Genomic DNA, 24,836 nt, shown 5'->3' on the forward strand with positions numbered 1-24,836 from the left:
GGCCGGGCGCGGTTCGGAAAGGTCCGGCCGTTCAGGCGCCGAGGGCGTGGTACCCGCCGTCGACGTGCACCACCTCGCCCGTGGTGGCCGGGAACCAGTCGGACAGCAGCGCCAGGACGGCCCGCGCCGCCGGCTCGGCGTCGGTGAGGTCCCAGCCCAGCGGCGCACGGTCCGCCCAGGCGTTCTCGAACTGCTCGAACCCGGGAATCGACTTGGCCGCCATGGTGCGCAGCGGGCCGGCCGAGACGAGGTTGCTGCGGATGCCCTGCTTGCCCAGGTGCAGCGCCAGGTACCGGGAGGCGGACTCCAGGCCGGCCTTGGCCACGCCCATCCAGTCGTACACCGGCCACGCCTTCGTGCCGTCGAAGGTGAGACCCACCACGGAGCCGCCCGGACCCATCAGCGGCAGCGCCGCCATCGCCAGCGACTGGTACGAGTACGTGGAGACGTGCAGCGCCCGCGACACGTCCTCCCACGGCGCGTGCAGGAAGCCGCCGCCCAGGCAGCTCTGCGGCGCGTTGCCGATCGAGTGCACCACCCCGTCCAGCCCGTCCAGGTGCTCCCGTACCCGGTCGGCCAGCCCCGCCAGGTGCTCGGCGCTGGTGACGTCCAGCTCGATCACCGGCGGCGGTTCGGGCAGCCGCTTGGCGATGCGCTCCACCAGCGACAACCGGCCGAAGCCGGTGAGCACGATCCGCGCCCCGTTCTCCTGCGCGAGCTTGGCCACCGAGAAGGCGATCGAGGCGTCGGTGAGAACGCCGGTGACGAGCAGCCGCTTGCCGGCAAGCAGTCCAGACACGTGCGGACCCTTTCGTTCGTCGTTAGAGGGTGCGGTTCGGATCGGTCAGTGACCCATGCCGAGGCCGCCGTCGACCGGGATGACGGCGCCGGAAATGTAGCCGGCCGCGTCGCTGGCCAGCCAGGTCACCACGCCGGCGACCTCGTCCGGTTCGGCGAACCGGCCGGCCGGGACGGACTTCAGGTAGTCCGACCGGCGATCCTCGGACAGTTGGGCCGTCATGTCGGTCTCGACGAAGCCCGGCGCGACCACGTTCGCGGTGATGTTCCGGCCGCCGAGTTCCCGGGTGATCGAGCGGGCCACTCCGACCAGGCCGGCCTTGCTCGCCGCGTAGTTGACCTGCCCCGGGGAGCCGTACAGGCCGACCACCGAGGAGATGAAGATCATCCGACCCCACCGGGCCCGGAGCATCTTCGTGGCGGCCCGCTTCGCGCACCGGAACGCGCCGGTCAGGTTGGTGTCCAGCACGCCGGTGAACTGCTCCTCGGACATCCGCAGCAGCAGCGTGTCGGCGGTCACCCCGGCGTTGGCCACCAGCACCTCGACCGGGCCGAGTTCCTTCTCCACGACGGTGAACGCCGCGTCCACGGCCGCGGAGTCGGTGATTTCGCACCGGACCCCGAACAGGTGGTCCGGGACGTCGCTGCCACGATGAGTCACGGCCACCCGGTCACCCTGCTTGGCGAACGCGTTCGCGATGGCCAGGCCGATCCCCCGGTTACCGCCGGTCACCAGCACTGTTCGGGCCACGGTTGCTCCTGAAGATCGTACGGACAGTCGGTCGCGATGGAGACTAGGCGTTACCGGTTGGTAAGCGCCAACGCGGCATACCGGGTGGGCCGGGGGGCCGGTCGAGCGCGCGGGGTGTACGCTTCTCGCGGATCTTCCCGCCCGGCCGATTAGTGGAGGTGATCGCTGTGCGAGATAGCGATCCTCCCAGTCGTGGCCGGGCCGTCGATCCGCTCCGCTGAGCTTCCGCCAGCCTGAGCCGATCCCGCAGCACCGCCACGCACCCGCCCGGATCCCGGTCTACGACCGGGACATCATCGGGCGTGTCCGTCCGGCGGTCACCCGGTCGCGATTCCCCCCAGCTCCAGCCCTCGTTCCCGTGTCTGCCGCTCGGAGAATCGCCATGCACCGTTACGCCGCCCCGCTCGGTTTCACCCTCGCCGCCGCCTGGGTCGTCTGCCTCTTCGTCCTCGTCGCCCGCTGAGTCCCGACCGACCACCGAGGTCCCGACCGACCACCGAGGTCCCGACCGACCAGTGAGATTGTTCGGGAACGTGTTCCGCGTAATGGCCATAGTCGTCGGATGCCCACCGCGAAGCAGCCGCCGGCGCCGCCCGTCCCGGAACGTCGCCTCGTCCTGGTGAACGGCCAGGAGGGCGCCGGCAAGTCGACGATCATCCGGGCCCTGCTGCCGTACGTCCCGAACAGCGCACGGATCGACGCCGAGGACATCGGGCAGACCAATCCCTGCCCGATGGATGACGTATTCTTCGACCTGCTTCGGCGCAACGTGGCGGGTCTGGTGGGCAGCTTCTGGGCCGGCGGCTACCACACCGTCATCACCGGAAGCTTCCTCCGCAACCATGCCGACTACCTGGACTTCCGCCGCCTGCTGCCGGCAGCCCACCCATCGGAACCGACTGCGGTGTACCTGGTGGAGTTGCTGGTTGACGTGCGGGTACGCAACCATCGGCGGGTCACCCGGGCGAAGCGGACCACGCAGCACTGGCGGGACATGGTCGACCGGATTCCGGAGGACCGGACCCTGCGTGCGGCCGCTGACGCCGACTACCGGTACCTCGGCGTCGACACGAGCGGGCTGGACGTCGCCGGGACGGTGCACCGGATCGTGGCCGCCTTCCCGGAACTCGGCCGTCACGGACGGTGACCTCGCTGATCGCGACGAGCTCTTTTGGAGTTATACCCGAGAGTCATTTAAATGACTCTCGGGTATAACTCCAAAAAATGTGTTCGATCCTGGTCCGATGTCCACGGATCGCCTGCAGAAGATGTTCCGCACGCTGTTGCGCCGGCAACGCGAGCTGCACGGGCTCACCCAGGCGCAGTTGGCCGCGCGGGCCGGGATCAGCCAGGCCAGCATCGCCCGGATCGAGGCCGGTGGCCGGGCACCCAGCCTGCCCATGACGGAACGGATCCTCGCCGCCCTCGGCAGCCAGCTGACCATCGACGTCGAACCGCTGGACGCGGACGTCGACCGGCAGATCATCGAACTGTCCGCGAAACCGGTCGCCGAGCGCGTCCGCGACGCCGGCCTGGACTGGGCCGTCGACCGCCTCGACGGGTTGCCGTACGTGTTCACCGGCGCGACCGCCGCGCTGCTGCAAGGGGCGCCGGTATCGACCCGCGCCGTGGAGATCGCGGTCGCCTGGCCGGACGCCGACGCCTTCACCGACTGGCTGATCAAACGCCACGCCCAGCGGTGGCACGACAGGTGGCAGGTCTTCAGCTCGCTGGACGTGGACCCCCGGGAGCCGGGCGCGCACCGCTGGGACACCGGCGCCGGGGAGATCGTCGCCACCATGTGCCCGCGGGCACCCGAGTCGATCGAGGTCCGGCACGACGGCCAGGGCTACCGCGTCGTGCCGCTGGCCCTGGTCGAGGTCACGGACCCGGTCACCGCGAGGCTGCTGCGCCGGCACCGCGAGCGGCAGGGCAACGGCACGGACCCCGACGCCGAGGCGAGGCCCGACACCGAGGCGAGGCGCGACGCCGAGGCGAGGTCCGACGCCGAGGCGAGCCGCGGCTAGGGCAGCCGGGACGTCCACAGCAGACTCAGCGCCGCCGCCACCAGGGCCAGCAGCAGGGCCACCGCCGCGTACCACTGGATGATCTCGCGCGGTTCCGTGCGGTACCCGATCGAGCTGCCCATGTCCTCGTACACCTTCTTCAGCTCGCCCACCGAGGCCGCCTCGTAGAAGAAGCCCTGGGTGGTCTCGGCGAGCTGGGCCAGCGACAACCGGTCCACCGGTACCCGTTGCTGCTGCCCGGCGATGTCGACCTCGCCGTCGTCGGTGCCGAAGGCGATCGTGGAGACCGGCACGTTGGCGTCCTGGGCCGCCGAGGCGGCGTCCTCGACCGACCGCCCCGACGTGCGGTAGCCGTCGGAGAGCAGCACGATGCGCGCCGGCGGCGGCCCCTGAGCGCCGTCGGCCGGCACCGAGCGGATCGCGTCCAGGCAGGTGAACACCGCCTCGCCGGTGGCGGTCGCCTCGGCCAGCGCGAGCCCGTCGATGGCCTCCACCACCGCCGTACGGTCCTTGCCGGGTGGCACGAGCACGTTTGCCGACTTGGCGAACGACACCAGGCCCAGGTTGAACGTGGGGGGCAGTTCGGCCACGAACTGCTTCGCCGCCTCCTGCGCCGCCTGGAGCCGGGTCGGCGCCACGTCGTCGGCCTGCATCGAGAGTGACACGTCGATGGCGAGCATGATGGTGGCGCGTTCCAGCGGCTCCTTGACGTCGATCGACGGCCGGGCCAGCCCGGTGGCCAGCACGAGCAGGCTGAGCAGCAGCGCGGTGGCCGAGGCGTGCCGCCGCCAGCCGAGTCCACGGGGTGCGAGGTTGCGCAGCAGGTCCACATTGGTGAACCGCAGCGCGTAGCTGCGGCGGTGGAGCTGGCGCCAGACGTACGCCCCGGCCAGGGCGAGCACCGGCAGGATGGCCAGCAGCCACCACGGTTGCAGGAAACGGATCATCGCGTGGTCCCCTGGTGCGGGCGTGCCGCTGGGCCGCGACGAACCGCACCATGTCCAGAAGCCAGTCGGAATCGGTACGCAGCCGCAGGTGCGCGGCACCGGCGGCGCGCAGTTCGGTGGCGATCGCCGCACGCTGGGCGGAGGCGGCCTCGGCGTACCGGCGGCGCAGCTTCGCATCGCCGGTCTGCACCTCGTGCACGGCCCCGCTCTCGGGGTCCACCAGCGCCAGCACGCCGACGTCGGGCAGTTCCAGCTCGCGCGGGTCGACCACCTCGACCGCCAGGACGTCGTGCCGGACGGCCAGCCGGCGCACGGCCCGCCCCCACTGCTGGGGCGGTGCCAGAAAGTCCGACACCACCACGGCCATGCCGCGGCGCCGCGGCGGCGAGTTCAACATGTTGATCAGAGCACCGAGGTCGGTGCGGCCGGGCCGGATCGGCGTGGTGGCCACGGCCCGCACCAGACCCTGAGCCTCCTTGCGGCCCGGTCGGGCGGGCAGCCGGCGGACCAGGCCGGCCGCGCCGGCCACGTTCGCACCGCCGGCGCCGCCGGCCGCGTTCGCACCGCCGGCGCCGCCGGCCGCCGCCGAACCGCCAACCGCGGCGCCGCCGCCGGCTCCGGACGCGGTGGGTGCCGCGCCGGTACCGTCCCGCCGGCCGCGCCAGCGCCGGGAGCGGGCGGGCGGCCGAGCCGGTACGTCGGGACCGGTGCCGACCACCGCACCCACCCGGTTGCCGCCGCGGGCGGTCAGGTGCGTCACCGCGACGACGGCGGCCACCACGAGATCCCGTTTCAACCAGCGGCCGGTGCCGAAGTCGAGGCTGGCCGACAGGTCGACCGCGAGCCAGGTCTCCAGTTCCCGGTCGGCAACCGTCTGCCGGACGTGCGGCAGCGTGGTGCGCGCGGTCACCGGCCAGTCCATCCGCCGTACGTCGTCGCCGGGCCGGTACTCCCGGGACTCGCCGGCCTCGCTGCCGGGTCCCGACAGCAGGCCCAGGTAGTCGCCCTGCAACAGGCCGTCCAGACGCCGGGTCACCAGCAGTTGCAGCCGGGACAGCACCGCCTCGGCCCGGCCCGCGGTCGCGCCGGTGGGGTCGTCGGCGTCGGCGTTGCCCGGCCGGCCGGCCGGTCCGGTCACGGCATCCGTCCCGGCCACCCGGCGCCGGAGGTCGGGGCCGGCGGCGTGGCCTGCTGCCGCGGAGCCACCGTGGGCAGCGGGATGGTGGCCAGCACCCGGCTCACGATGTGGTCGGCCGGTACGTCGTCGGCCAGCGCGTCGTAGCTGAGCACCAGCCGGTGCCGCAGGATGTCCGGGGCGATGTCCTGGATGTCCTGCGGCAACGCGTAGTCCCGGCCGCGCAGCAGGGCGAGCGCCCGGGTGGCCCGGACGATGCCCAGCGAGGCGCGCGGGCTGGCGCCGTACTGGATCAGTTGGGCGACGTCGGGCATGCCGTGCTCGGCCGGGGACCGGGTGGCCAGCACCAGCCGGACGGTGTAGTCCACAAGCGCGTTGTGCACGAACACCCGGTCGGCCTTGCGTTGCAGGGCTAGCAGGTCGCTCGGGGCGAAGATCGGGGCCGGCTCGGGCGCCTGTACGCCCATCCGGTAGACGATCTCCCGCTCCTCGGCGTCGGTGGGGTAGCCGACGAGGATCTTCATGAGGAACCGGTCCCGCTGCGCCTCCGGCAGCGGGTACACGCCCTCCTGCTCGATCGGGTTCTGGGTGGCCATCACGAGGAACGGTTCGGGCACCTGGTGGGTCTGCCCGCCGATCGACACCTGCCGTTCGCTCATCACCTCCAGCAGCGCCGACTGCACCTTCGCGGGTGCCCGGTTGATCTCGTCGGCGAGCAGGAAGTTGACGAAGATCGGGCCGAGTTCGACGTCGAACTTCTCGCTGGACTGCCGGTAGATGCGGGTACCCACGATGTCGGCGGGGACCAGGTCCGGGGTGAACTGCACCCGGGCGAACGTGCCGCCCACGACCTTGGCCAGGGTCTCCACCGCGAGGGTCTTGGCCACCCCGGGTACGCCCTCCAGCAGGCAGTGCCCGCGGGCCAGCAGCGACACGAACATCCGCTCGACCATCCGGTCCTGGCCCACGATCACCTTTTTGACCTCGAACAACGCCCGCTCCAGCAGGGTCGCGTCCTGGGCCGGGGTGCCGCCGGACACCGGCTCGGGCGGGCCGGCCGGCCGCGCGGCCCCGGCCGGCTCCCGAGGTACGCCGGTGCCGGCCGGCGACGGCTCGGTGGGTGGGTTCGGTACGTCGGGTGTGGTCGGCTGGGCCACCGGTCCTCCACAACTTCGGGTCGCGCGGGCGATGTCGGCGACCGCGCTCGACGCGGCGCCGCGGTACCAAGCCTCGCACGTCCGCCGCCGGAGCCGGTCGGCGGAAACCCCGGTTCCGGCGTGGCGGGCTCCGCCACCCGGCGCAGGCTGGACAGAAGGGGGTTGTTGGTGTGTACCATTCAGCCGTCGCCGGGCGGCTTCCCCCGTGGCCGCCCGGCGCTCTTCTCCCGGCCGCATCCGCCGCGACCAGCGCCGCGACCGCCGCCGTGACAGGGTCCCAATCTCCGGCGCGACAAGCGCGGCAACCGCCGCCGCGAGCACCGCGACGATCCGCCCGTCCCGTCCGTAGACTGGTGCCGTGGCCGAATTCTCCCCCACCGCCGTCGAGCCACCGATCTGCTCGGCCCGGGGCTGCCGGGCCGCCGCCGGTTGGGCGCTGCGGTGGAACAATCCACGCCTGCACGACCCGGACCGGCGCAAGACCTGGCTGGCCTGCCCGGAGCACCGGGAACGGCTCGGCGAGTTCCTCGGCGCCCGCGGCTTCCTGCGGGAGGTCACCGCGTTGTCCGCGTCGCCTAGGCTCGACCCGTGAATGATCCGGAACGGGACGGCGGACCCGGCGACCCGTTGGAGCCCTGGCCCCGGACGGTCCCCTGGCAACCGGTCTCCCGCAGCCTGATCTGGGTCGAGCTGGTCCGCCTCGGCGCCGGGCTGGGCGTACTCACCCTGGGCGTGCTGATCGGCTGGGCGTTGACCGGGCACTGGGCCTTCGCCGCCGGCCTGGGGCTGGTGCTGCTGATCGCGATCTGGCGCGGCACGGTGATCGTCCGGGCCGTGCACGCCTGGGGGTACGCCGAACGGGACAACGACCTGCTGGTCCGGCACGGGCTGCTGGTCCGGCGGCTGTCGATCGTGCCGTACGCCCGGATGCAGTTCGTGGACGTCAGCGCCGGCCCGCTGGAGCGGGCCTTCGGGCTGGCGACCGTGCAGTTGCACACGGCCGCCGCGGCCAGCGACGCGCGGGTGCCGGGGCTGCCGCCGGCCGAGGCCGCCCGGCTGCGGGACCGGCTCACCGCGCTCGGTGAGGACCGGGCGGAGGGCCTGTGAGGCCAACCTCACGCCGTGATCCGGCACCGGGCCGGCAGCCGGCACCGCGCCACGATCCGGCACCGCGCCAGGCCGCGGGGCTGCGCCACGATCCGGCACCGCGCCACGCCGCGGGGCTGCGCGGGCGGCGCCGGTGACCGAGCCACCCGCGCAGCCCCGGCGCCGGCTGCATCCGCTCAGCCCGCTGTTGCAGGGCGCCAAGACCCTGGTCGTGGTGATCGCCGGACTGTCCTGGTCGACGCTGTCCCGGGTCGGCCTGGGCTGGTTCAGCCTGATGGTGGTCGTGCTCGCGCTCGGCGCCCTCGCGCTCTCCGCGATCAGCTGGTACTACACCGGCTACCAGGTGGTCGGGCGGGAGTTGCGGGTGCACGAGGGGCTGCTGTGGCGGCGTACCCGGGCCATCCCGCTGGAGCGTCTGCAGGCCGTGGAGGTGGTACGACCGCTGCTGGCGCAGCTCACCGGCCTGGCGGAGCTGCGGCTGGAGGTGGTGGGCGGCGGCAGGACCGAGGCGCCGCTGGCCTACCTCTCGGTGGGCGAGGCCGTCGAACTGCGCGCCCGGCTGCTGGAGCTGGCCGGCCGCACCCGGTCCGCCGGCGCCCCGGCCCCGCAAGGCACCATGCCACCACCGCCGCACGGCACCATGCCACCACCGCCGCACGGCACCATGCCACCACCGCCGCACGGCACCATGCCACCACCCCCGCAAGGCACCATGCCACCACCGCCGCACGGCACCATGCCGGCACCGGCACCGGCATCGGCACCGGGCACGGTGCCGCCGCCCGGCGTCCCCTTCCCGCCCGGCACGGTCGTACCGCCCGGGGTGACGCCCGGCACCGCCGTACCGCCGCCGGTGGGCGCCGGCGTCGGGTCGCAGCTACCCGCCTGGCAGGCGTGGCCCGGCCAGGTCCGCCCGCTGCACACGGTGGCCAACCGGGACCTGCTGATCAGCCAGTTGCTCACCCCGCAGGCGTTCCTGCTGCCCTTCGGTGTCGCGCTGGTGGTCATCCAGTTCCTCTCCGAGGCGTCCTGGTCGTTCATCACGGTGGCCAGCACGCTCACCGCGATGGCCGGGGTGCTGCTGCGCCCGGTCCGGCGGGTGTTGGACGACTGGAACTTCCGGCTGGGCCGCGACGGCGACGCGCTGCGGGTCCGGCACGGGCTGCTGGAGACCCGGGCGCAGACCGTCCCGCTGAACCGGGTGCAGGCGATCGGGGTCACCCGGCCGCTGCTCTGGCGGGTGAACGGCTGGCTGCGGCTGCGGCTGGACGTCGCCGGATACGCGGCCGGCGATCCGGACGGGCGGAACCGGCCGGACCAGCTGCTGCCGGTCGGGGACGCCGGCACCGCCCGCATGATCACCGCCGAGGTGCTGCCCGGCGTCGACCTCGCGACCCTGCCGCTGGCGCCGCCGCCCGGCCGGGCCGGCTGGCTGCGGCCGGTCGGCCGGCCGGTGCTCGGCGCGGGGCTCACCGACCGGGTGTTCGCGGTCCGGCACGGGCTGCTCACCCAGGAGCTCGTCGTGGTGCCGGTGGCCCGGATCCAGAGCGTCCGGGTGGTGCAGGGGCCGGTGCAGCGGCTGCTGCGGCTGGCCACCGTGCACGCCGACACGGCCGGCGGCCGGGACGCCGTCGCGCTGCACCGGGACGAGGCCGAGGCGTACGACCTGGCCGCCGCGCTCGCCGCGCGGGCGCGGGCGGCACGTACCCGGATGTGACCCCGGGCGGTCCGGAGGACGCCCGGTGCGCCCGGCCGGGCCGCGCGGACTTCGGCTCGTGGCACGGAGATCCCGGGGCACGCCCTAAGCTGGACGCATGGAACAGCAGCGGACCGATGCCACCTTCCCGCCGGGGCTGGGTGCCCGGGTGGAGCTGACCGTGACGGACTCCGACACGGCCCAGGCGCTCGGGTCGGGCGACGTGCCGGTGCTGGGCACGCCGCGGGTGCTCGCCCTGGCCGAGGCCGCGACCGTGGCGGCGACGGCGTCCCGGATGCCGCCCGGTCAGACCACCGTGGGGGTCCGGGTTGAGCTGGACCACCGGCTGCCCACGCCGATCGGCCGGACGGTGACCGCGCAGGCCCGACTGGCCACGGTGGACGGCCGGCGGCTGCTGTTCGAGGTGACGGTGGCCGACGGCACCGAGACGGTGGCCGAGGCCCGGGTGGAGCGGGCGCTGGTGGACCGCCAGCGGTTCGTCGAGCGGGCGCTGCGGCCGGCATGACCCGGGACATCGCGTTCGCCGAGGTGAGCGACCGGGTGTTCGTGCTGCGGCATCCGGTGTTCGACGTCTCCGTCACGCTCGTCCCGGGGGATGCCGCCGCGCTGGTGGTCGACACCCTCTCCACCACCGACCAGGCCGTCGCGCTGGCCGCCGCGGTACGCCGGGTAACCCCGCTCCCGCTGATCCTGGTCAACACCCACCACCACTTCGACCACTGCTTCGGCAACGCCGCGCTGGCCGACGACCCGAGCCGGCCGGTGTGGGCGCACGAGGCCGCGGCGCGGCTGCTGCGCGACGACCCCGACCGGGTCCGCCGGGAGGGGTACGACGCCGCCGTGGCCATCGATCCGGAGCTGGCCGCCGAGATCGCGGCCACCCCGGTGCTCCCGCCGGACCGGACCGTGCACCAGGAGTCCGAGATCGACCTCGGCGGGCGGGTGGTGCTGCTGCGGCACCCCGGGCGCGGGCACACCGCCGGGGACCTGGTGGTCGCGGTGCCGGACGCGGACGTCCTGGTCGCCGGCGACCTGATCGAGGAGAGCGGTCCGCCGGACTTCACCGACGGCTACCCGCTGGAGTGGCCGGACACGCTTGACGCGCTGCTCGCCTCCGCGTCCCCGGGCACCGTGCTCGTCCCCGGCCACGGCGCGCCGCTGTCCCCCGAGCGGGCTCGGGCGCAGCAGGCCGACCTGGCGGCGCTGGCCTGGCTGATCCGGGACGGCCACGCCGACCGCCAGCCGGCCGAGGCGGTCGCGGCCCGGGCACCGTTCGACGCCGCCACGGCGCTCGTCGCGGTCCGCCGCGGCTACGCGGAGTTGGCCGGCGACACCTGAGCGGGGCCGGCCCGGACACCCGGGGCGCCGGCCGCGCGACTCAGCCGGGGAACCGGGCGGCCACCTCGGCGCGGGTGGGCATCGACGCGGCGCCGCCGGGTGACTCGCACACCAGGCCGGCCACCCGCAGCGCGAAGGCGACCCGGTCCGGCCACCCGGACGGCTCCGGCACCGGCCCGTCGGCCAGCAGATCGGCCCCGAGCGCCGCCATCACCGAGTCGCCGGCGCCGGTCGCGTCGACCGCGGCCACCCGGGGAGCCGGTACCCGTACCGCCGTTTCGTCCGCCAGCACCAGCGCACCGGCCGCGCCGAGGGTGACCACGACGGTCCGCGCACCCAGCGCCCGCAGCCGGGCCGCCGCCTCCGGCACCGGCTCGTCCGGGTACAGCAGCGCCAGGTCCGCGCCGCTGAGCTTGACCAGGTGGGCGCCGGCGGCGAACTCGGCCACCACGGACCGCAGTCCGGCCATGGCGTCCGGCCCGGGCAGCAGGCTGGGCCGCACGTTCGGGTCGAACACCCGCAGCCCGGGGGTGAGCGCCCAGGCGCGGCGGGCGGCGGCCAGCGTCTCGGGGCGCAGCAGCGCGATCGAGCCACAGTAGAGCAGTCCGGCCCCTCGATCAGCGCCACGTCCAGATCCTCCGGCCGGAGCAGGCCGTAGGAGGGCGGATCGCCGTAGAACCGGAAGTCGGGCTCGGCACCGGCGAAGGTGGCCACGGCGAGTGCGCTCGGCGCGGGGACGGTGACCACCCCGCGCTGCCCCACCCCGGCGCCGTCCAGGAAGTCCCGGATCCGGGTGCCCAGCACGTCGTCGCCGACCGACCCGACGAACTGCACAGGCGCACCCAACCGGGCCAGCCCGACCGCGACGTTCAGCGGGCCGCCGCCGACGACCTGGCGGTACACCCGCTCGCCGGCGCACTCCGCGTCGAGCAGGTCGATCAGGGCCTCACCGAGAACCACCGCGTACCCCATGCGCGCCTCCATCCGCGAACCCGGCACCCCGGCGGATCGAGCGCCGGCGGAGATCCCGATTGTCGCAGCCGGCCGCTCCGCCGGTCCGATCACCGTGATATCGGCGTATCTCTATTGCTTCCGGCTCCGATTCGTGTTGCAATGCCCGCATCGGGTCGGCGCCGGGGCTTCGGGCGCCCACCCGCACCCAGCCGGGTCACGCGCGATCCGCGTTCTGGACCACGGCCCGGTCGCGCTGGCACCGCGACCAGGGCGCACCGGGCGGTCCGAGGACGCACGGTCCCGCATGCCACCGCCCACCGGTGGCCAACCCCGGCAGGGAGATCCTTGATGAATCGTGTACGCAGGGCCGCGGCGCTCGCCGTCGTGGCCGCCACCGGCGCCGCCGCGGTCGCGCTGCTGATGCCGCAGGCGGCCTCGGCGCACGGCGCCGCGATGAACCCCGGCGCCCGTACCTATCTGTGTTGGAAGGACGGGCTCACCACCACCGGTGAGATCAAGCCCAACAATCCGGCCTGTGCGGCCGCGGTCGCGATCAGCGGCACCAACTCGCTCTACAACTGGTTCAGCGTGCTCCGCTCGGACGCCGGCGGGCGCACCTCGGGGTTCATCGAGGACGGCCAGTTGTGCAGCGCGGGCAACCCCAACTTCCTCGGGTACGACCTGGCCCGCACCGACTGGCCGATCACGCACCTGACCTCCGGTCGGACGATGGAGTTCGACTACAGCAACTGGGCCCACCACCCGGGGACGTTCTACTTCTACGTCACCAAGGACACCTGGAGCCCCACCCGGCCGCTGGCCTGGAGTGACCTGGAGGAGCAGCCCTTCCTCACCGTGACCAACCCGCCGTCGATCGGCGGGCCGGGCACGGCGGACGGGCACTACTACTTCAACGGGACGCTGCCGTCGAACAAGAGCGGGCGGCACCTCATCTACTCCCGGTGGGTCCGCTCGGACAGCCAGGAGAACTTCTTCGGCTGCTCCGACGTGACCTTCGACGGCGGCAACGGCGAGGTCACCGGGATGGGTCCGGGCGGCAGCACGCCGACCCCGACGCCGACGGCCACCAGCAGCCCCACGCCCACCCCGACGCCGACGGCCACCAGCAGCCCCACGCCCACCCCGACGCCGACGGCCACCAGCAGCCCGACGCCGACGCCCACGCCGACCATGCCGTCACCGGGCACCGGCACCTGCATGGCCATCTACAAGGTGACCAGTTCCTGGAGCGGCGGCTTCCAGGGCGAGGTGGAGATCATGAACCATAGTGCCGGCACCTGGTCCCACTGGACCGCGACCTGGACCTGGCCCAGCGGCCAGACCATAACCCAGGTCTGGAACGGCACGCTGACCACCAGCGGCTCGACCGTGTCGGTCAGCAACGTCTCCTACAACGGCACCGTCGTGCCGGAGGGAACGACGTCGTTCGGCTTCCTGGCCAACACCACCGGAACGAACACGCTGCCCACGGTCACCTGCACCGGCGCCTGATCCCGCGGATCGGCGTCACCCGGAAACAGGCGGGAGGTTCGCCGCACCGGCTCGGAGCCGGTGCGGCGAACCTCCCCACCGTCCACCGTCCGTCGTCCGTCGTCCGTGGTGGGTGGTCCGTCGGACCGGGTGGACTCAGCGGACCATGCTGCCGACCACCGGCTTGGTGAGCAGCGCCGACGGGTTGCGCCGGATGCCCGGGTCGAGGGTCTTCGACACGAAGATCGCGTGCCAGATGCAGAACACCAGCACCGTCCACACCTTGCGGGAGTGGTCGGCCTCCTCCCGCTTGTGCTCGTCCAGCAGCCGCAGCGCGTACGGCAGGTCCAGCAGCTCGCCGGCCCCGGAGTTGGCGATCACGTGCCGGGCCCACTCGTACATCTCGCCGCGCAGCCAGACCCGGGTCGGGGTGGGGAAGCCCAGCTTGCGCCGGTTGACGATGGCCGGCGGGACCACGCCGTCGAGAGCCTGCCGCATGGCGTACTTGGTGGCGTCCGAACGCGGCGGCAGCTTCAGGTCCACCGGGATCCGGGACGCCACGTCGAACACCTCCCGGTCCAGGAACGGCACCCGCACCTCCAGCGAGTGCGCCATCGAGATCCGGTCGGCCTTGACCAGGATGTCGCCGCGCAACCAGGTGTACAGGTCGACGTACTGCATCTTGGTGACGTCGTCCAGTTCGGTGCACTCGGCGTAGATCGGCGCGGTCACGTCGGTGTAGCGCACCGAGGGGTCGTACCGGCGCAGCAGGTGGCGCTTCTCCTCCTCGGTGAACATCCGGGCGTTGCCGTAGTAGCGTGCCTCGATCGGGGTGGTCCCGCGTTCGAGGAAGCTCTTGCCCTTGACGCCCTGCGGGATCGCCCGCGAGACCACCCGCAGTCCCTTCTGCACGCCCCCGGGCAGGCCGTTGACGGTGCCCAGCGAGAGCGGCTCGCGGTAGATCGTGTAGCCGCCGAAGAACTCGTCGGCGCCCTCCCCGGAGAGCACCACCGTGACGTGTTCGGCGGCCTTGCGGGCCACGAAGTAGAGCGGCACCAGGGCCGGGTCGGCGACCGGATCGTCCAGGTGCCAGACGATCTTCGGCAGCGCATCCATCATGTCCTGCGGACCGATCTTGGTGGGGATCGTGGTCACGTCCAGGTGCCGGGCCGAGTCCTGGGCCACCTCGATCTCCGAGTACCCCGGCACGTCGTAGCCGACCGTGAAGGTCAGGATGTTCGGGTTGAACTCCCGGGCCAGCGCGACCACCGCGGTGGAGTCGATGCCGCTGGACAGGAACGACCCGACCGGCACGTCCGAGCGCATGTGCATCCGGACGCTCTCCCGCAACGTCTCCCGGATCTGCCCGTACAGCCGCTGCTCGTCGTCCACCGGCGCGGGCCGGAACACCGGCCGGTACCAGCGGCGGACCTCGGTCTGGCCGCCCGGGCTCCAGGTGAGGTACTCCCCCGAGCCGATCCGGCTGATCCCCTGGTGCAGGGTGCCGGGCTCCGGGACGTACTGGAGGGTGAGGTAGTGCGACAGGTTGGCGGTGTCCACCCCGGCGTCCCCGGCGTGGGCGGACGGCGCGAACGGCAGCAGGGCCTTCTTCTCCGAGGCCAGGTAGAAGCCGTCGGCGGTCTCCAGGTAGTGCAGCGGCTTGATCCCGAAGTAGTCCCGGGCGCCGAACGCGCGGCGTTCCTGCCGGTCCCAGATGACGAAGGCGAACATCCCGCGCAGCTTGCGGAGCACCTGCTCGCCCCAGTAGTGGTAACCCGCGACGATCACCTCGCCGTCGCCGGAGGTCGCGAACCGGGCGCCGTAGGTGCGGGTCAGCTCGTCGCGCAGCTCGATGTAGTTGTAGATCTCGCCGTTGAAGGTCAGCAGGTAGCGCCCGGCGGCGTACGGCAGCGGCTCGTGGCTGGAGGCGACGTCGATGATCGCCAACCGCTTGTGCGCGAAGATCGCGTCGGAGTAGGCACCCTCGGAGATCACCTCCACCCCGGTCTCGTCCGGGCCGCGATGGTGGAGGCATTCCAGCGCTCCGGCGACCGCGTCGCGGTGCGCACCGGCGTTGCCGTGCGCGCTGAAAAAGGCCAGGAGTCCGCACATGGCGGTCATCTTTCCACGCGGGCCAGCCGCCCGTGCCGGCACCGGGGGCTCCGCCGGGGCCGCGATCCGAGGTACGGTCGCACCCGGGGAACAGCTGGAGCGGCGAGGAGCGATCATGGGCGAGGAGCGGCGGGAACAACAGGTGACGCCGGAAGGTACCGAATCGCACGATCCGGACTTCCCGGAGAAGTTTCTGGAGTTCATGCGCTCCGGCTGGCGGGACACCACCCTGCCGGTCGGCCCGCGCCCCGAGGTGCCGAACTACGCCAAGCGCCGCTCGGCGCTCGCGGCGGCCTTCCCGGGCGAGACCCTGGTGATCCCGAGCGGCCACGAGAAGGTCCGGGCCAACGACACCGCCTACCCGTTCCGGCCGGGCAGCGACTTCGTGTACCTCACCGGTGATCACGCCCCGGACAGCGTGCTGGTGCTGCGCAGCACCGGCTCCGGCTTCGACGCCACGCTGTACCTTCGCCCGCGCACCGGCCGCGACAGCGACGAGTTCTTCCGCAGCCGGCACGGCGAGCTGTGGGTGGGCCGCCGGCACGCCCTCTCCGAGGCCGCCACCGAGCTGGGCGTACAGACCGCCGACCTGGCCGAGCTGCCCGGCGCGCTGGCCGACCTCCCGCCGCGCCGGACCCGGGTGCTGCGCGGCCTCGACCCGGGGGTGGACGCGTCCGTACGGCCGTACGACGAGCCCGGCCGCCCGGCCGAGACCCCGCCCCGGGACCGCGAGCTGGCCGCGGTGATCGCCGAACAGAAGCTGGTCAAGGACGAGTGGGAGCTGGCCCAGCTCCAGGACGCGGTGGACGCCACCGTCCGCGGCTTCGAGGACGTGGCCCGGGTGCTGCCCGCCGACCGGGCGGTCCGGGAGCGGCTGCTGGAGGGCGTCTTCGCGCTGCGCGCCCGGCACGACGGCAACGGCATCGGGTACGGCTCCATCGTCGGCGCCAGCGAGCACGCCACGACCCTGCACTGGGAGCAGAACACCGGCCGGACCCGCCCGGGTGACCTGCTGCTGATGGACATGGGTGTGGAGAACCGGCACCTCTACACCGCCGACGTCACCCGGGTGCTCCCGGTGAACGGCCGGTTCAGCCCGCTCCAGCGGCAGGTCTACCAGGCCGTGTATGCGGCGCAGCAGGCCGGCATCGACGCCGTCCGGCCGGGCGTCGCGTTCAAGGACGTGCACCGCGCCTCGATGCGGGTCCTGGCGCAGGCGCTGTCCGATCTCGGCCTGCTGCCGGTGAGCGCGGACGAGGCGATGGACGAGACGTCCACCATCTACCGCCGGTGGACCCTGCACGGCACCAGCCACATGCTCGGCATCGACGTGCACGACTGCGCGAACGCCCGCAAGGAGCGGTACAAGGACGGCGACCTCGGCGAGGGCTACGTGCTCACCGTCGAGCCCGGGCTGTACTTCCAGCCGGAGGACGAGCTGGTGCCCGAGGAACTGCGCGGCATCGGCGTACGCATCGAGGACGACGTACTGGTGACCGCGACCGGCGCGGTGAACCTGTCGGCCGGCCTGCCCCGGGACGCCGACGAGGTGGAGACCTGGCTGGCCGAGCAGCGCGAGGCCGGCCCCCGCCTGCCCGACTGACCCGTACCGCACCCGTACCGCGCCGAGACCGCACCCGTACCGCACCCGGACCGCCGGCGGCTTTCTCCGGTCATTTTCTTCTGCGAAGATGCATGTAGATGTTTAAAAGCTTCTTCGTGGGAGGTCGGATGCGTTTCCGCGTGGCAAGTGTTCTCACGGTCGGCCTGACCCTGGTCGCCGCGGTCCTGGTTCCGGCGTCCCCGGCAGCGGCGGCACCCACGTTCCGGGTGCCGTTCCCCTGCAACCAGACCTGGTCCGGGCAGACCAGGAGCAACCACAGCCCGCCGTACGCCATCGACTTCAACCGGGCCAACGACGCCGGCAAGCCGGTGAAGGCCAGCGCCCCCGGCACCGTGGACGTGGTCGCGAACCTGGGCGACACCAGCTACGGCAAGTACGTCCGCATCAACCACGGCAACGGGTACACCACGTACTACGCCCACCTCAGCAGCTTCAACACCAAGGTCGGTGCGAGCGTCGGCTACGGCAAGACCATCGGGTACGTCGGCACCACCGGCAACTCCACCGGCCCGCACCTGCACTACGAGCAGCGCCTGAACGGCAGTGCCATCAAGGCGCGGTTCAACGGCAACCTGGCGCTCTACTTCGGAACCAAGAACTACACGCGGACGGTCGGCTGCTGACCGGCGTCCCGCCCACCCGAGCGGCCACGCCGATCGGGTGGGCTTGATCAACTCGTCTTCGGCGACGTTGGGGGGTCCGGACCGCCGGGATACCCCGACTTCGCCGAAGACGAGTTGACCTTGACGGGGACGGGCGCTCAGGCGTCCCGGATCGACAGGCAGGTCCACGCCCCGAGGTAGATGCGGTCACCCACCGCGACCGGCACCGGCGTCTCGGCCGGAAGCGCGGCCGACCCGGGATCGTTCAGGTACGTGCCGTTGGCCGAGCCGAGGTCGACAACGGCCCAGCCGTCCGGCTGCGGCATGAGCAACGCGTGCGCGTGCGAGACGCCCGGATCCTCCGGCGGCCCGGCCAGGTCGATGTCCGGCGTGATGCCCCGGGACCGGCTGGTGCGCCCGATCAGCAACTGCCGGTCGGCCAGCGGGAACCGCCGTTCGACCACGAACCTCGGGAAGGACAGTATTCCGGCGTCCTCGCCGCCCATGCCCACCACCACGTCGAAGTACCGCCGGTCGGCGTCGACCGCGACCGTCAGCCCGCCCGGCAGGCCGGCGCCACCACCGGCAGCCGCGGTCGCACCGCCGGCAGCTCCGACAGCCCCGCCGGCCGCCGCGACCGCACCGTCGGGGTCAGCCCCGCCACCACCCGCGCCACCGCCGGCCCCGCCGGGTGCGCCACCGCCGGCCCCGCCGGGAGCTGCACCGCTGGCGCCGGCGCCGCCGGCACCGGCAGCCGCGGTACGCACGTCGGCCGGCGGTACGGGCGGGGCGAGCACGAAGTCGTAGCCGTCCTCCTCGCAGAACCGCCCGCCCCGGGGCGTACCGCAGATCGGGCAGGTCTCCCCCGCGGCGCCGCCGGCCGATCCGGTGCCGGAGCCGGCGACCGACCCGGAGCCGGCGGACGTCCCGGTGCCGCCGACCGACCCGGAGCCGGCGGACATCCCGGAGCCGGCGACCGATCCGGAGCCGGCGGCGGGACCGGACCCCGCGCCGGCCATCGGCGTGCCGCACTGGTCGCAGTAGTCGGCCGTCGCCGACTCGTGTCCCTTCGGGCAGCTGGCCACCGTCGTTTCCTCCGTCAGTCCTGCGTCTTCTTCACCCGGACGGTCTTCACCGAGCGTACGTTGGTCAGCTCGGCGTCCACGCCCGCGACCTTCTGCTTCAGTCGCACGGTGCCGGCCGGCGCGTCCACCACGTCGACCACCCGGGCCAGCAGCTTCGCCGTGTCGGTGTGCCCCGACTCGGTGGCCAGTTGGACCGCCCGGCCGAGCTTGGCGGTCGCGGTGTCGACGTCCCCGGCGTCCCGGGCCTTGAGGCCGTCCTGGATGGCGGCGGCCAGTTCCGCCTGCCCGGTGTAGTGCGCCACCTGCTTGTTGATTTTCGTGGAGAGTTCCTCGTCGTCGGTCCAGCGGGCCAGCACCAGCCGCTCGGTGAGCACCTGGCCTCCACTGACCAGGCTGACCCGGGCGGCCAGCAGTTCCTCGCCGACCGGCTGCGGTTCCAGCTCCACCGACACGTGGTAGTCGCGGCTCTCCGCGCCCCAGGCGCCGGTCGGGTAGTCACCGATCCGGGCGCTCACCTCGGTACGCCGGTCGGTGAGCTCCTCGACCTGGGGAAAGACCTGCTTCACGAAGCGGATCCGGGCGCCCGCCGGGCTCCACACCCGCAGCGTCACGTCGGCCACCGACTTGCCCATCGCCGACTCGGTCATCGCCTGGAACGCGGCCGGCAACTCGGCCGGGTCCTCCAGGCCGTCCGCGCTACCCAGCAGCGTCGAGGCCACCTTGCGCAGCTCGTCGGCGACCCAGTCGGCGCCGACTCCCCGGCTGTCGCAGCTGAACCGGCCCTCGCACATCTGCAGCACCTGGTGCAGCACCTCGGGCGTCTCGTGCTGGTTCTGCCCGTCGGTGAGCAGGATCGCGTGCTTCACCTCGGCGGGCTGGGCGGCGAACAGCTGGTTGGCCAGGTGCAGCCAGCGTCCGATCGCGGTGCCGCCGAAGGCGTGCAGCCGGGCCACCGCCGCCTTGGCCTCGGCCCGGGTCCGGGCGTCGGCCGGCACCATGCCGGGGTGCGGCGGATACACCAGGATGGCCTCGGTGTTTCCGGCGATCACCGCGAACGCCACCCCGTCGCGCAGGGTGTCGATGGCCACGGCGGTGGCCCGCTTCGCCTGGTGGATCTTGCCCTGCACCGACATGGAGCCCGAGATGTCCACCATGATGATCTCGGCGGCGCTCACCGGTCCGGTCTCGCGCAGCACCGCGCCGCTGGCGGTGACGCTGACGATCGCGTCCACGACCCGCCTGCCGGCCGGCAGGTACTCGTTCTGGTCGACCTCCGCCACGAACTGCGGTTGCCCGCTCATGCACGCCCTCCTGTCGTTGTGCTTCCGTCGGTCGGGGGAAACGGCAGCACGGCCACCGCGATGTTGTCGTGACCGCCGGCGTCCAGCGCCAGCCCGGTCAGCCCGGCCGCCACGGCGAGCGGGTCGGCGGGCAGGGCGGCCACCGCCGCGGCGAGCCGCTCCGGCTCCGGCAGGTAGTGGTGCAGCCCGTCCGAGCAGACCACCACGAGCCCGTCGCCGGCCGGCCGGAAGCTGTGCAGTTGCGGGTCCCGGCCGTCGCCGTCGGCACCGAGCCAGCGGATCAGCGAGACGGACTCGGGGTCGACGCCCGCCAGTTCGGCCGGCACCGGGCGGCCCGCCGCCAGCCGCGCCCGGACCGAGTCGTCGAGGGTCAGCAGCGCCGGCCCGTCGGCGCCCAGCCAGTACGCCCGGCTGTCGCCGATCCAGGCGACCGTCACCGATTCCGCCGTGGCCACGGCCGAGACGTACGTGCAACTGGGCGGGGTGTCGCGGTCGGCCGGTTCGGCGACGTCCCGGACCGCGACGGTCGCGGCCCGGGCGGCGCTCTGGCTCGCCTCCTCGGGATCCGCGCCACCGGCCAGGCCGGCGCGCAGCGCACCGATCGCGGCCTCGACCGCGGCGGTGGCCGCCAGGTCGGAGCGGGCCGAGGTGGACACCCCGTCGCAGACCACCGCGAGGCTCGCCCCGGCCACCCGGTCGATGGCCACCGCGTCCTCGTTGCGCCGGCGGTTGGCCCGCTCGGTCACCGCGGCCGGGCCGCCGAGATCCAGCTCGGCCCGGTCGCTGCTCACCGAGCGCCGGCGACCGCATCCGTCGCAGTAGGCGCCGGCGGCCACCGGTCCGCCGCAGCCCGTGCAGGTGCCCGTCCCGGCCCGCGAGGAGAGCCCGGCCGTTCCCGGCCCGGCATCCCCCGCCGGAGCCGGCGCCGAGATCGGCGCCGAGCCGGCACCGCCGACCGCCGGGAGAACCGCGCCGCCGTCCGCCGGGGAAACGGCGCCGCCAGCCGCCGGGAAACCCGCGCCGCCGTCCGCCGGAGGAACACCGCCGCCGGCAGCGGGGGAAACGGCGCTCGCGCCGACCGCGACCGGCAGCGCCCCGGTACGCAGGTTGCGGCCGCACACCTCGCAGAACCGGTCCTCGGGGTCGGCCGGCGCCCCGTGCTCGGGGCAGGACGGCGCGCTCACGTGAGCGTCCTCGGCCGCACCTCGTTGGCCCGGTCGACCAGCGCGATCCGGGCGGCCGGCGCGGTGGCCAACTGGGCCAGCGTGCGGTACGTCCGTTCCAGCCCGAACCGCAGCCCGCGCTCGGTGGGCGGGTGGCCGAGCACCCGGGCGCCCGGCGGCAGGGCGTTGCCCGCGCGGACCCAGTCCAGGGCCGCCTCCAGCATCTCGACGGTCAGCCGGGCCTGCCGGCCGACGTCCAGCTTCAGCCGCTCCAGCCGGGCCGCGGCGGCCAGCAGCTCGCCGACGCCGCCCGGGAAGCCGTCCGCCGGCAGGTTGGCCCGGACCGCCGCCACCTGCGCGGCGATGTGCTGGCTGGAGCTGTCCGGCACCTGGTCCAGCGCCGCCAGGGCCGCGGCCCGGTCGCCGCGGGCCAGCCGGAGCCGGGCCAGCCCGAACGCCGCGCTGATGAAGCTCCGGTCGACCTGCCACACCCGCTCGTACAGCCGCTCGGCCAGCGCCGCGTCGCCGGTGCACTCGACCGCCGCGGCCAGCGCCAACCGGGTCGCCGGCTCGCCGGGCAACTGGTCGTAGGCGGCGTCGAACGCCAGCCGGGCCTCCGCGCCGCGGCCGGCGGCCAGCGCCGCCAGCCCGCGGTACCAGTCCACCCGCCAGTCGAACGGGTCGGCCGCGGCCAGCCGGTCCAGGTCCGCGGCGGCGCCCGCGTGGTCGCCGGCCTCCACCCGGGCGCGGGCCAGCCGGAACGCCACCTCGGGGCTCTGCGTGGGCGCGGCGGCGAGCTGGGCGACCAGTTCGGCGGGGTCGGTGGTGCCGAGGGTGGCCAGGTAGCCGGCGCCCGGGTCGAGGGCGTCCACCTGCGGCAGCGGCAGCGCCGCGGCCACCGCCGTCGGGTCGAGCCGGTGGGCGACCGCCGCCAGCCCCACCTCGCCGGCCCAGGTGCCGAAGGCCCGCCGCTCCGGGGTGAACTGCCGGGAGGCCGCCGGCCGGGGTACGCCGTCGGCGGCGGCCAGCACCTCGCGGAGCACCCCGAGCAGTTGCTCGGCCATCTCCGCCGCGCTGCCGAACCGGCGGTCCGGGTCGGTGTGGCAGGCCCGGCGCAGGAACCGGTGGTAGGACTCCTCGCGGCCGAACAGCGGCACGTCGGCCGCCGCCGGCAGCCGGTCGGCGTACGTGCTGGTGAAGCCCCGGAAGTCGAAGCTGAGCACGGCCAGCGACCGGCCCACCGTGTACAGGTCGGCGCAGACCGACGGCCCCACCTCGGCCACCTCGGGCGCCTGGTAGCCCGGGGTGCCGTAGACGGCGCTCACGTCGTCGTCGACGTGCCGTACGGCGCCGAGGTCGATCAGCTTGAGCTGCTCCTCGGCGTGGATCACGTTGTCCGGCTTGAAGTCGCAGAACAGCAGGTCCCGCTCGTGCAGGTAGCCCAGGGCGGGCAGGATCTCCACCCCGTACGCGATGACCTCGGGCAGCGGCAGGGCACGCTCGCCGGTGGTCTCCCGCCGCTCGACCAGCACGTCCCGCAGCGACCGGCCGCCGACGTACTCCATGACGATGTAGCCGACCGGTACGCCGGTCTTCGGGTCGGGATGCTGCACGAAGTCGTGGATCTTGACGATGTTCGGGTGGTCGATCTCGACGAGGTAGCGCCGCTCGGTGACCGCCGCCGCCAGCGCGTCCGGGTCACCCGTGTTGATCAGACCCTTGAGCACCACCCAGCGGTCGCTCACGCTGTCGCTGACGTTGCGGTCCCGGGCGAGGTAGATCCAGCCCAACCCGCCGTACGCGAGCGCCCCGAGCAGCTCGTACCGGTCGTTGATGAGGTCGCCCGGATGCAGCCGGGGAACGAACGAGAACGGCGTGCCGCAGTTCGGGCAGAAGCCCTCGGCCCGGCCCGGCTGGCCGTCCCGGCCACGGCCCACCGGCTTGTCGCACTTCGCGCAGTACCGGCGCGACTCGGACACCACCGGGTCGGCGAGCACCGCGGCGGCCGGGTCCCGCAGCGGCACCCGGGGCAGGTCGATCAGGCCGGCACCCAGGCCGCCCCGGGTCGCGCCGCGGCTGCGGGTCGACGCCCTGGACCGGGTGGCCACCGAAGCGGCCCGGGTGGGCACCGACGGGACCGGCCCGGAGCCGCCCGGCGTACCCGTGGAACCGGCGGAGCCGGCGGACGGCGCGGCGGAACCGGCGGAGCCGGCGGGCGCCTTGCGGCCGCACTCGTCGCAGTAGCCCTCCGGCCCGTAGCTGCCGGGGCAGCCGGCCCGGACACACGCTGTGCTCATGCCATTCCCCGTTCGCTCAGGTCGTTCAGTCGGCGCTGGTAGGCGGCCAGCGCCCGGGTGGCGGCCGGCAGGTCGCAGGGTGCCGCCCAGAGCAGCTCCTGGGCCCGCCGGCCGAGGTCGGACAGCCCGCCGTTCTCGGCGAAGCCCAGCCGGGCGGCCCGGGCCTGGTACGCCTCCAGCCGGCCGCGCAGCTCCGTCCGGCGCTCCAGCAGGCCGCCGGCGACCGACCGCAGCTCGGCCAGCCGCCCGGCCGCGTCCTCGGCGGCCCGCTCGGCGGCCGCGAGTTCGCCGGCCAACCGGGTCCAGCGACGCTCCCGGTACATCTGGTCGAGCTGGGCGAGCTGGGCCCGCAGTCCGGGCACCGGATCCGGTACGGCCGGCAGCACGGTGTCGGCGATCTTCTCCGTGGTGACGGCGTAGACCTCGGTCACCGCCCGGTGTGCCGCGTCCAGGTCGGCGAGCGCCCTGTGCAGCGCCTCGGCCCGGTGCGGGTAGCCGTCCCGCAGCGCCACGAACGAGGTCGCCAGCGCGTCCAGCGTGGCCAGCCGGGCGGTGAGCAGCCGCAGCCGCTTCTCCAGCTCGGTGTTGCCCGGACCGCCGGACGCCATCGCCAGCGGGTCCGCACAGCCGATCCCGTACGCCTCGCCGAGCCCGGCCGCGATCTCGTCGAGCAGGTCCTCGGACACCCCGTCCGGGCCCAGCTCGGTCGCCACGGCGCGGATCCCGTCCAGCGTCGCCAGCGGCGGCCCGAACCGGTCGGTCACCGCGGACCGGGCGGCGACCAGTTCGGCCAGCCGGTTCTCCACGTCCGCGGTGGCCTGCTCCAGGTGCCGGGCCAGGTCCACCAGCGTCCAGCGGACCAGGTCCGGCCGGCGCGGGTCGTCCGGCACCACGCCGTCGGGGGCCAGCGGCACCACCGGGGTACGCAGCAGCACCGTCAGCTCCTGCAACTCGGCGTCGCCGGGCCGGTCCCGCCGGCCGCGCACGACCCGGGCCCGGTCGAGCTGGGCGCCCAGGGCGTTGAACTGGGACCACAGCGCCCGCACCCGGGCGGCGAGGTCCGCGGCGCGGGTGGCGGTCTGCCCGGTCAGCGCCGTGTCCCGCAGCAGGGCCGAGCCCGGGTGGTTGTCCACCCCCCACATCGCCGCCGAGATCCGGTCGTACGCGGCCACCAGCGCGACGATCGCGGCGTCCGCGTCGGCGCGACTCAGCGAGGCCGGTCCGGTCACG

The 24,836-nt window shown here is 73.9% G+C and carries 21 protein-coding genes and 2 pseudogenes; 10 read left to right on the forward strand and 13 right to left on the reverse strand.

What is annotated here, in order from left to right; all coding sequences use genetic code 11:
- Positions 1-31 precede the first annotated feature (31 nt).
- Both fabI and fabG read right to left on the reverse strand, forming a co-directional pair.
- Positions 32-799 carry an enoyl-ACP reductase FabI gene (gene fabI, locus CIK06_RS19325; RefSeq protein WP_095566005.1) on the reverse strand — a complete coding sequence of 256 codons (768 nt, stop codon included), beginning with the start codon at positions 797-799 and terminating at the stop codon, positions 32-34.
- 45 nt (positions 800-844) lie between these two features.
- The gene (gene fabG, locus CIK06_RS19330; RefSeq protein ID WP_095566006.1) at positions 845-1,549 is read right to left on the reverse strand and encodes a 3-oxoacyl-ACP reductase FabG; all 705 of its coding nucleotides are present in this window, start codon (positions 1,547-1,549) and stop codon (positions 845-847) included.
- Between the two features lie 562 nt (positions 1,550-2,111).
- Here fabG and CIK06_RS19335 point away from each other — a divergent pair.
- Both CIK06_RS19335 and CIK06_RS19340 read left to right on the forward strand, forming a co-directional pair.
- Positions 2,112-2,696: a hypothetical protein gene (locus tag CIK06_RS19335; protein WP_095566007.1), complete on the forward strand. Its 585-nt coding sequence runs from the start codon at positions 2,112-2,114 to the stop codon at positions 2,694-2,696.
- Between the two features lie 97 nt (positions 2,697-2,793).
- A complete protein-coding gene (locus tag CIK06_RS19340) occupies positions 2,794-3,576 on the forward strand; it encodes a helix-turn-helix transcriptional regulator (protein ID WP_095566008.1) in 783 nt (260 codons plus the stop codon).
- Here the strand turns inward: CIK06_RS19340 and CIK06_RS19345 are convergent.
- The 3 genes and pseudogenes from CIK06_RS19345 to CIK06_RS19355 all read right to left on the reverse strand — a co-directional run bounded on the left by CIK06_RS19345 (position 3,573) and on the right by CIK06_RS19355 (position 6,698).
- The gene (locus tag CIK06_RS19345) at positions 3,573-4,523 is read right to left on the reverse strand and encodes a VWA domain-containing protein (protein ID WP_095566009.1); all 951 of its coding nucleotides are present in this window, start codon (positions 4,521-4,523) and stop codon (positions 3,573-3,575) included. The genes CIK06_RS19340 and CIK06_RS19345 overlap by 4 nt on opposite strands.
- A 7-nt stretch (positions 4,524-4,530) precedes the next feature.
- Positions 4,531-5,679: pseudogene (locus CIK06_RS19350) on the reverse strand (DUF58 domain-containing protein); the annotation flags it as partial.
- A complete protein-coding gene (locus CIK06_RS19355) occupies positions 5,658-6,698 on the reverse strand; it encodes a MoxR family ATPase (protein ID WP_232534339.1) in 1,041 nt (346 codons plus the stop codon). The gene CIK06_RS19355 and the pseudogene CIK06_RS19350, both read right to left, overlap by 22 nt.
- 475 nt (positions 6,699-7,173) lie before the next feature.
- On the opposite strand from CIK06_RS19355, the gene CIK06_RS19360 reads away from it, so the two are divergent.
- The 5 genes from CIK06_RS19360 (at position 7,174) to CIK06_RS19385 (ending at position 10,977) form a co-directional block, all read left to right on the forward strand.
- Positions 7,174-7,407, forward strand: coding sequence for a hypothetical protein (locus CIK06_RS19360; protein ID WP_095566011.1), 234 nt, complete (start codon positions 7,174-7,176; stop codon positions 7,405-7,407).
- A complete protein-coding gene (locus tag CIK06_RS19365; protein WP_095566012.1) occupies positions 7,404-7,922 on the forward strand; it encodes a PH domain-containing protein in 519 nt (172 codons plus the stop codon). The genes CIK06_RS19360 and CIK06_RS19365 overlap by 4 nt, the downstream gene beginning before the upstream one ends.
- 133 nt (positions 7,923-8,055) lie before the next feature.
- The gene (locus tag CIK06_RS19375) at positions 8,056-9,639 is read left to right on the forward strand and encodes a PH domain-containing protein (RefSeq protein WP_232533736.1); all 1,584 of its coding nucleotides are present in this window, start codon (positions 8,056-8,058) and stop codon (positions 9,637-9,639) included.
- 97 nt (positions 9,640-9,736) lie between these two features.
- Positions 9,737-10,144 (forward strand): thioesterase family protein, encoded by a 408-nt coding sequence (locus CIK06_RS19380; RefSeq protein ID WP_095566013.1) that lies wholly within the window; start codon positions 9,737-9,739, stop codon positions 10,142-10,144.
- Entirely contained in the window at positions 10,141-10,977 is an 837-nt protein-coding gene (locus tag CIK06_RS19385) for an MBL fold metallo-hydrolase (RefSeq protein ID WP_095566014.1), read from the forward strand. The genes CIK06_RS19380 and CIK06_RS19385 overlap by 4 nt, the downstream gene beginning before the upstream one ends.
- Positions 10,978-11,017: 40 nt before the next feature.
- Here CIK06_RS19385 and CIK06_RS32565 read toward each other — a convergent pair whose 3' ends face one another.
- A complete protein-coding gene (locus tag CIK06_RS32565) occupies positions 11,018-11,494 on the reverse strand; it encodes a PfkB family carbohydrate kinase (RefSeq protein WP_369915991.1) in 477 nt (158 codons plus the stop codon).
- Positions 11,495-11,694: 200 nt separating this feature from the next.
- Positions 11,695-11,961: pseudogene (locus CIK06_RS32570) on the reverse strand (PfkB family carbohydrate kinase); the annotation flags it as partial.
- Between the two features lie 318 nt (positions 11,962-12,279).
- On the opposite strand from CIK06_RS32570, the gene CIK06_RS19395 reads away from it, so the two are divergent.
- Positions 12,280-13,443: a lytic polysaccharide monooxygenase gene (locus CIK06_RS19395; RefSeq protein WP_095566015.1), complete on the forward strand. Its 1,164-nt coding sequence runs from the start codon at positions 12,280-12,282 to the stop codon at positions 13,441-13,443.
- Between the two features lie 135 nt (positions 13,444-13,578).
- Here the strand turns inward: CIK06_RS19395 and asnB are convergent, their stop codons facing one another.
- Positions 13,579-15,534: an asparagine synthase (glutamine-hydrolyzing) gene (gene asnB, locus CIK06_RS19400; RefSeq protein WP_095567963.1), complete on the reverse strand. Its 1,956-nt coding sequence runs from the start codon at positions 15,532-15,534 to the stop codon at positions 13,579-13,581.
- A gap of 115 nt (positions 15,535-15,649) precedes the next feature.
- Between asnB and CIK06_RS19405 the strand changes: the two genes are divergently transcribed.
- Both CIK06_RS19405 and CIK06_RS19410 read left to right on the forward strand, forming a co-directional pair.
- Complete coding sequence (locus CIK06_RS19405) at positions 15,650-17,137, forward strand: aminopeptidase P family protein (RefSeq protein ID WP_095566016.1); 1,488 nt, start codon at positions 15,650-15,652, stop codon at positions 17,135-17,137.
- A gap of 128 nt (positions 17,138-17,265) precedes the next feature.
- Entirely contained in the window at positions 17,266-17,781 is a 516-nt protein-coding gene (locus CIK06_RS19410) for a M23 family metallopeptidase (protein ID WP_095566017.1), read from the forward strand.
- A gap of 137 nt (positions 17,782-17,918) precedes the next feature.
- On the opposite strand, the gene CIK06_RS32180 is transcribed toward CIK06_RS19410, so the two are convergent.
- Genes CIK06_RS32180 through CIK06_RS19440 form a run of 5 tightly spaced genes read right to left on the reverse strand, consistent with a single transcriptional unit; the run spans position 17,919 to position 24,835 of the window.
- Positions 17,919-18,845, reverse strand: coding sequence for an FHA domain-containing protein (locus CIK06_RS32180; protein ID WP_198347947.1), 927 nt, complete (start codon positions 18,843-18,845; stop codon positions 17,919-17,921).
- A gap of 14 nt (positions 18,846-18,859) precedes the next feature.
- Positions 18,860-20,146, reverse strand: coding sequence for a VWA domain-containing protein (locus CIK06_RS19425; RefSeq protein WP_095566019.1), 1,287 nt, complete (start codon positions 20,144-20,146; stop codon positions 18,860-18,862).
- A complete protein-coding gene (locus CIK06_RS19430; RefSeq protein WP_095566020.1) occupies positions 20,143-21,330 on the reverse strand; it encodes a PP2C family serine/threonine-protein phosphatase in 1,188 nt (395 codons plus the stop codon). The genes CIK06_RS19425 and CIK06_RS19430 overlap by 4 nt, the downstream gene beginning before the upstream one ends.
- On the reverse strand, positions 21,327-23,606 hold the full coding sequence (locus tag CIK06_RS19435) for a serine/threonine-protein kinase (protein ID WP_095566021.1): 2,280 nt from the start codon (positions 23,604-23,606) through the stop codon (positions 21,327-21,329). The genes CIK06_RS19430 and CIK06_RS19435 overlap by 4 nt, the downstream gene beginning before the upstream one ends.
- The gene (locus CIK06_RS19440) at positions 23,603-24,835 is read right to left on the reverse strand and encodes a hypothetical protein (protein WP_095566022.1); all 1,233 of its coding nucleotides are present in this window, start codon (positions 24,833-24,835) and stop codon (positions 23,603-23,605) included. The genes CIK06_RS19435 and CIK06_RS19440 overlap by 4 nt, the downstream gene beginning before the upstream one ends.
- Position 24,836: the final 1 nt, after the last annotated feature.

The sequence above is a fragment of the Plantactinospora sp. KBS50 genome (assembly GCF_002285795.1).
Classification (GTDB): domain Bacteria; phylum Actinomycetota; class Actinomycetes; order Mycobacteriales; family Micromonosporaceae; genus KBS50.

Bases quoted from the DNA above. Each gene is read 5' to 3' on its own strand.
- CIK06_RS19335 (WP_095566007.1), top strand. From the start codon at position 2,112: ATGCCCACCGCGAAGCAGCCGCCGGCGCCGCCCGTCCCGGAACGTCGC.
- CIK06_RS19340 (WP_095566008.1), top strand. From the start codon at position 2,794: ATGTCCACGGATCGCCTGCAGAAGATGTTCCGCACGCTGTTGCGCCGG.
- CIK06_RS19345 (WP_095566009.1), bottom strand. From the start codon at position 4,523: ATGATCCGTTTCCTGCAACCGTGGTGGCTGCTGGCCATCCTGCCGGTG.
- CIK06_RS19380 (WP_095566013.1), top strand. From the start codon at position 9,737: ATGGAACAGCAGCGGACCGATGCCACCTTCCCGCCGGGGCTGGGTGCC.
- CIK06_RS19385 (WP_095566014.1), top strand. From the start codon at position 10,141: ATGACCCGGGACATCGCGTTCGCCGAGGTGAGCGACCGGGTGTTCGTG.
- CIK06_RS19395 (WP_095566015.1), top strand. From the start codon at position 12,280: ATGAATCGTGTACGCAGGGCCGCGGCGCTCGCCGTCGTGGCCGCCACC.
- asnB (WP_095567963.1), bottom strand. From the start codon at position 15,534: ATGTGCGGACTCCTGGCCTTTTTCAGCGCGCACGGCAACGCCGGTGCG.
- CIK06_RS19405 (WP_095566016.1), top strand. From the start codon at position 15,650: ATGGGCGAGGAGCGGCGGGAACAACAGGTGACGCCGGAAGGTACCGAA.
- CIK06_RS19410 (WP_095566017.1), top strand. From the start codon at position 17,266: ATGCGTTTCCGCGTGGCAAGTGTTCTCACGGTCGGCCTGACCCTGGTC.
- CIK06_RS19425 (WP_095566019.1), bottom strand. From the start codon at position 20,146: ATGAGCGGGCAACCGCAGTTCGTGGCGGAGGTCGACCAGAACGAGTAC.
- CIK06_RS19435 (WP_095566021.1), bottom strand. From the start codon at position 23,606: ATGAGCACAGCGTGTGTCCGGGCCGGCTGCCCCGGCAGCTACGGGCCG.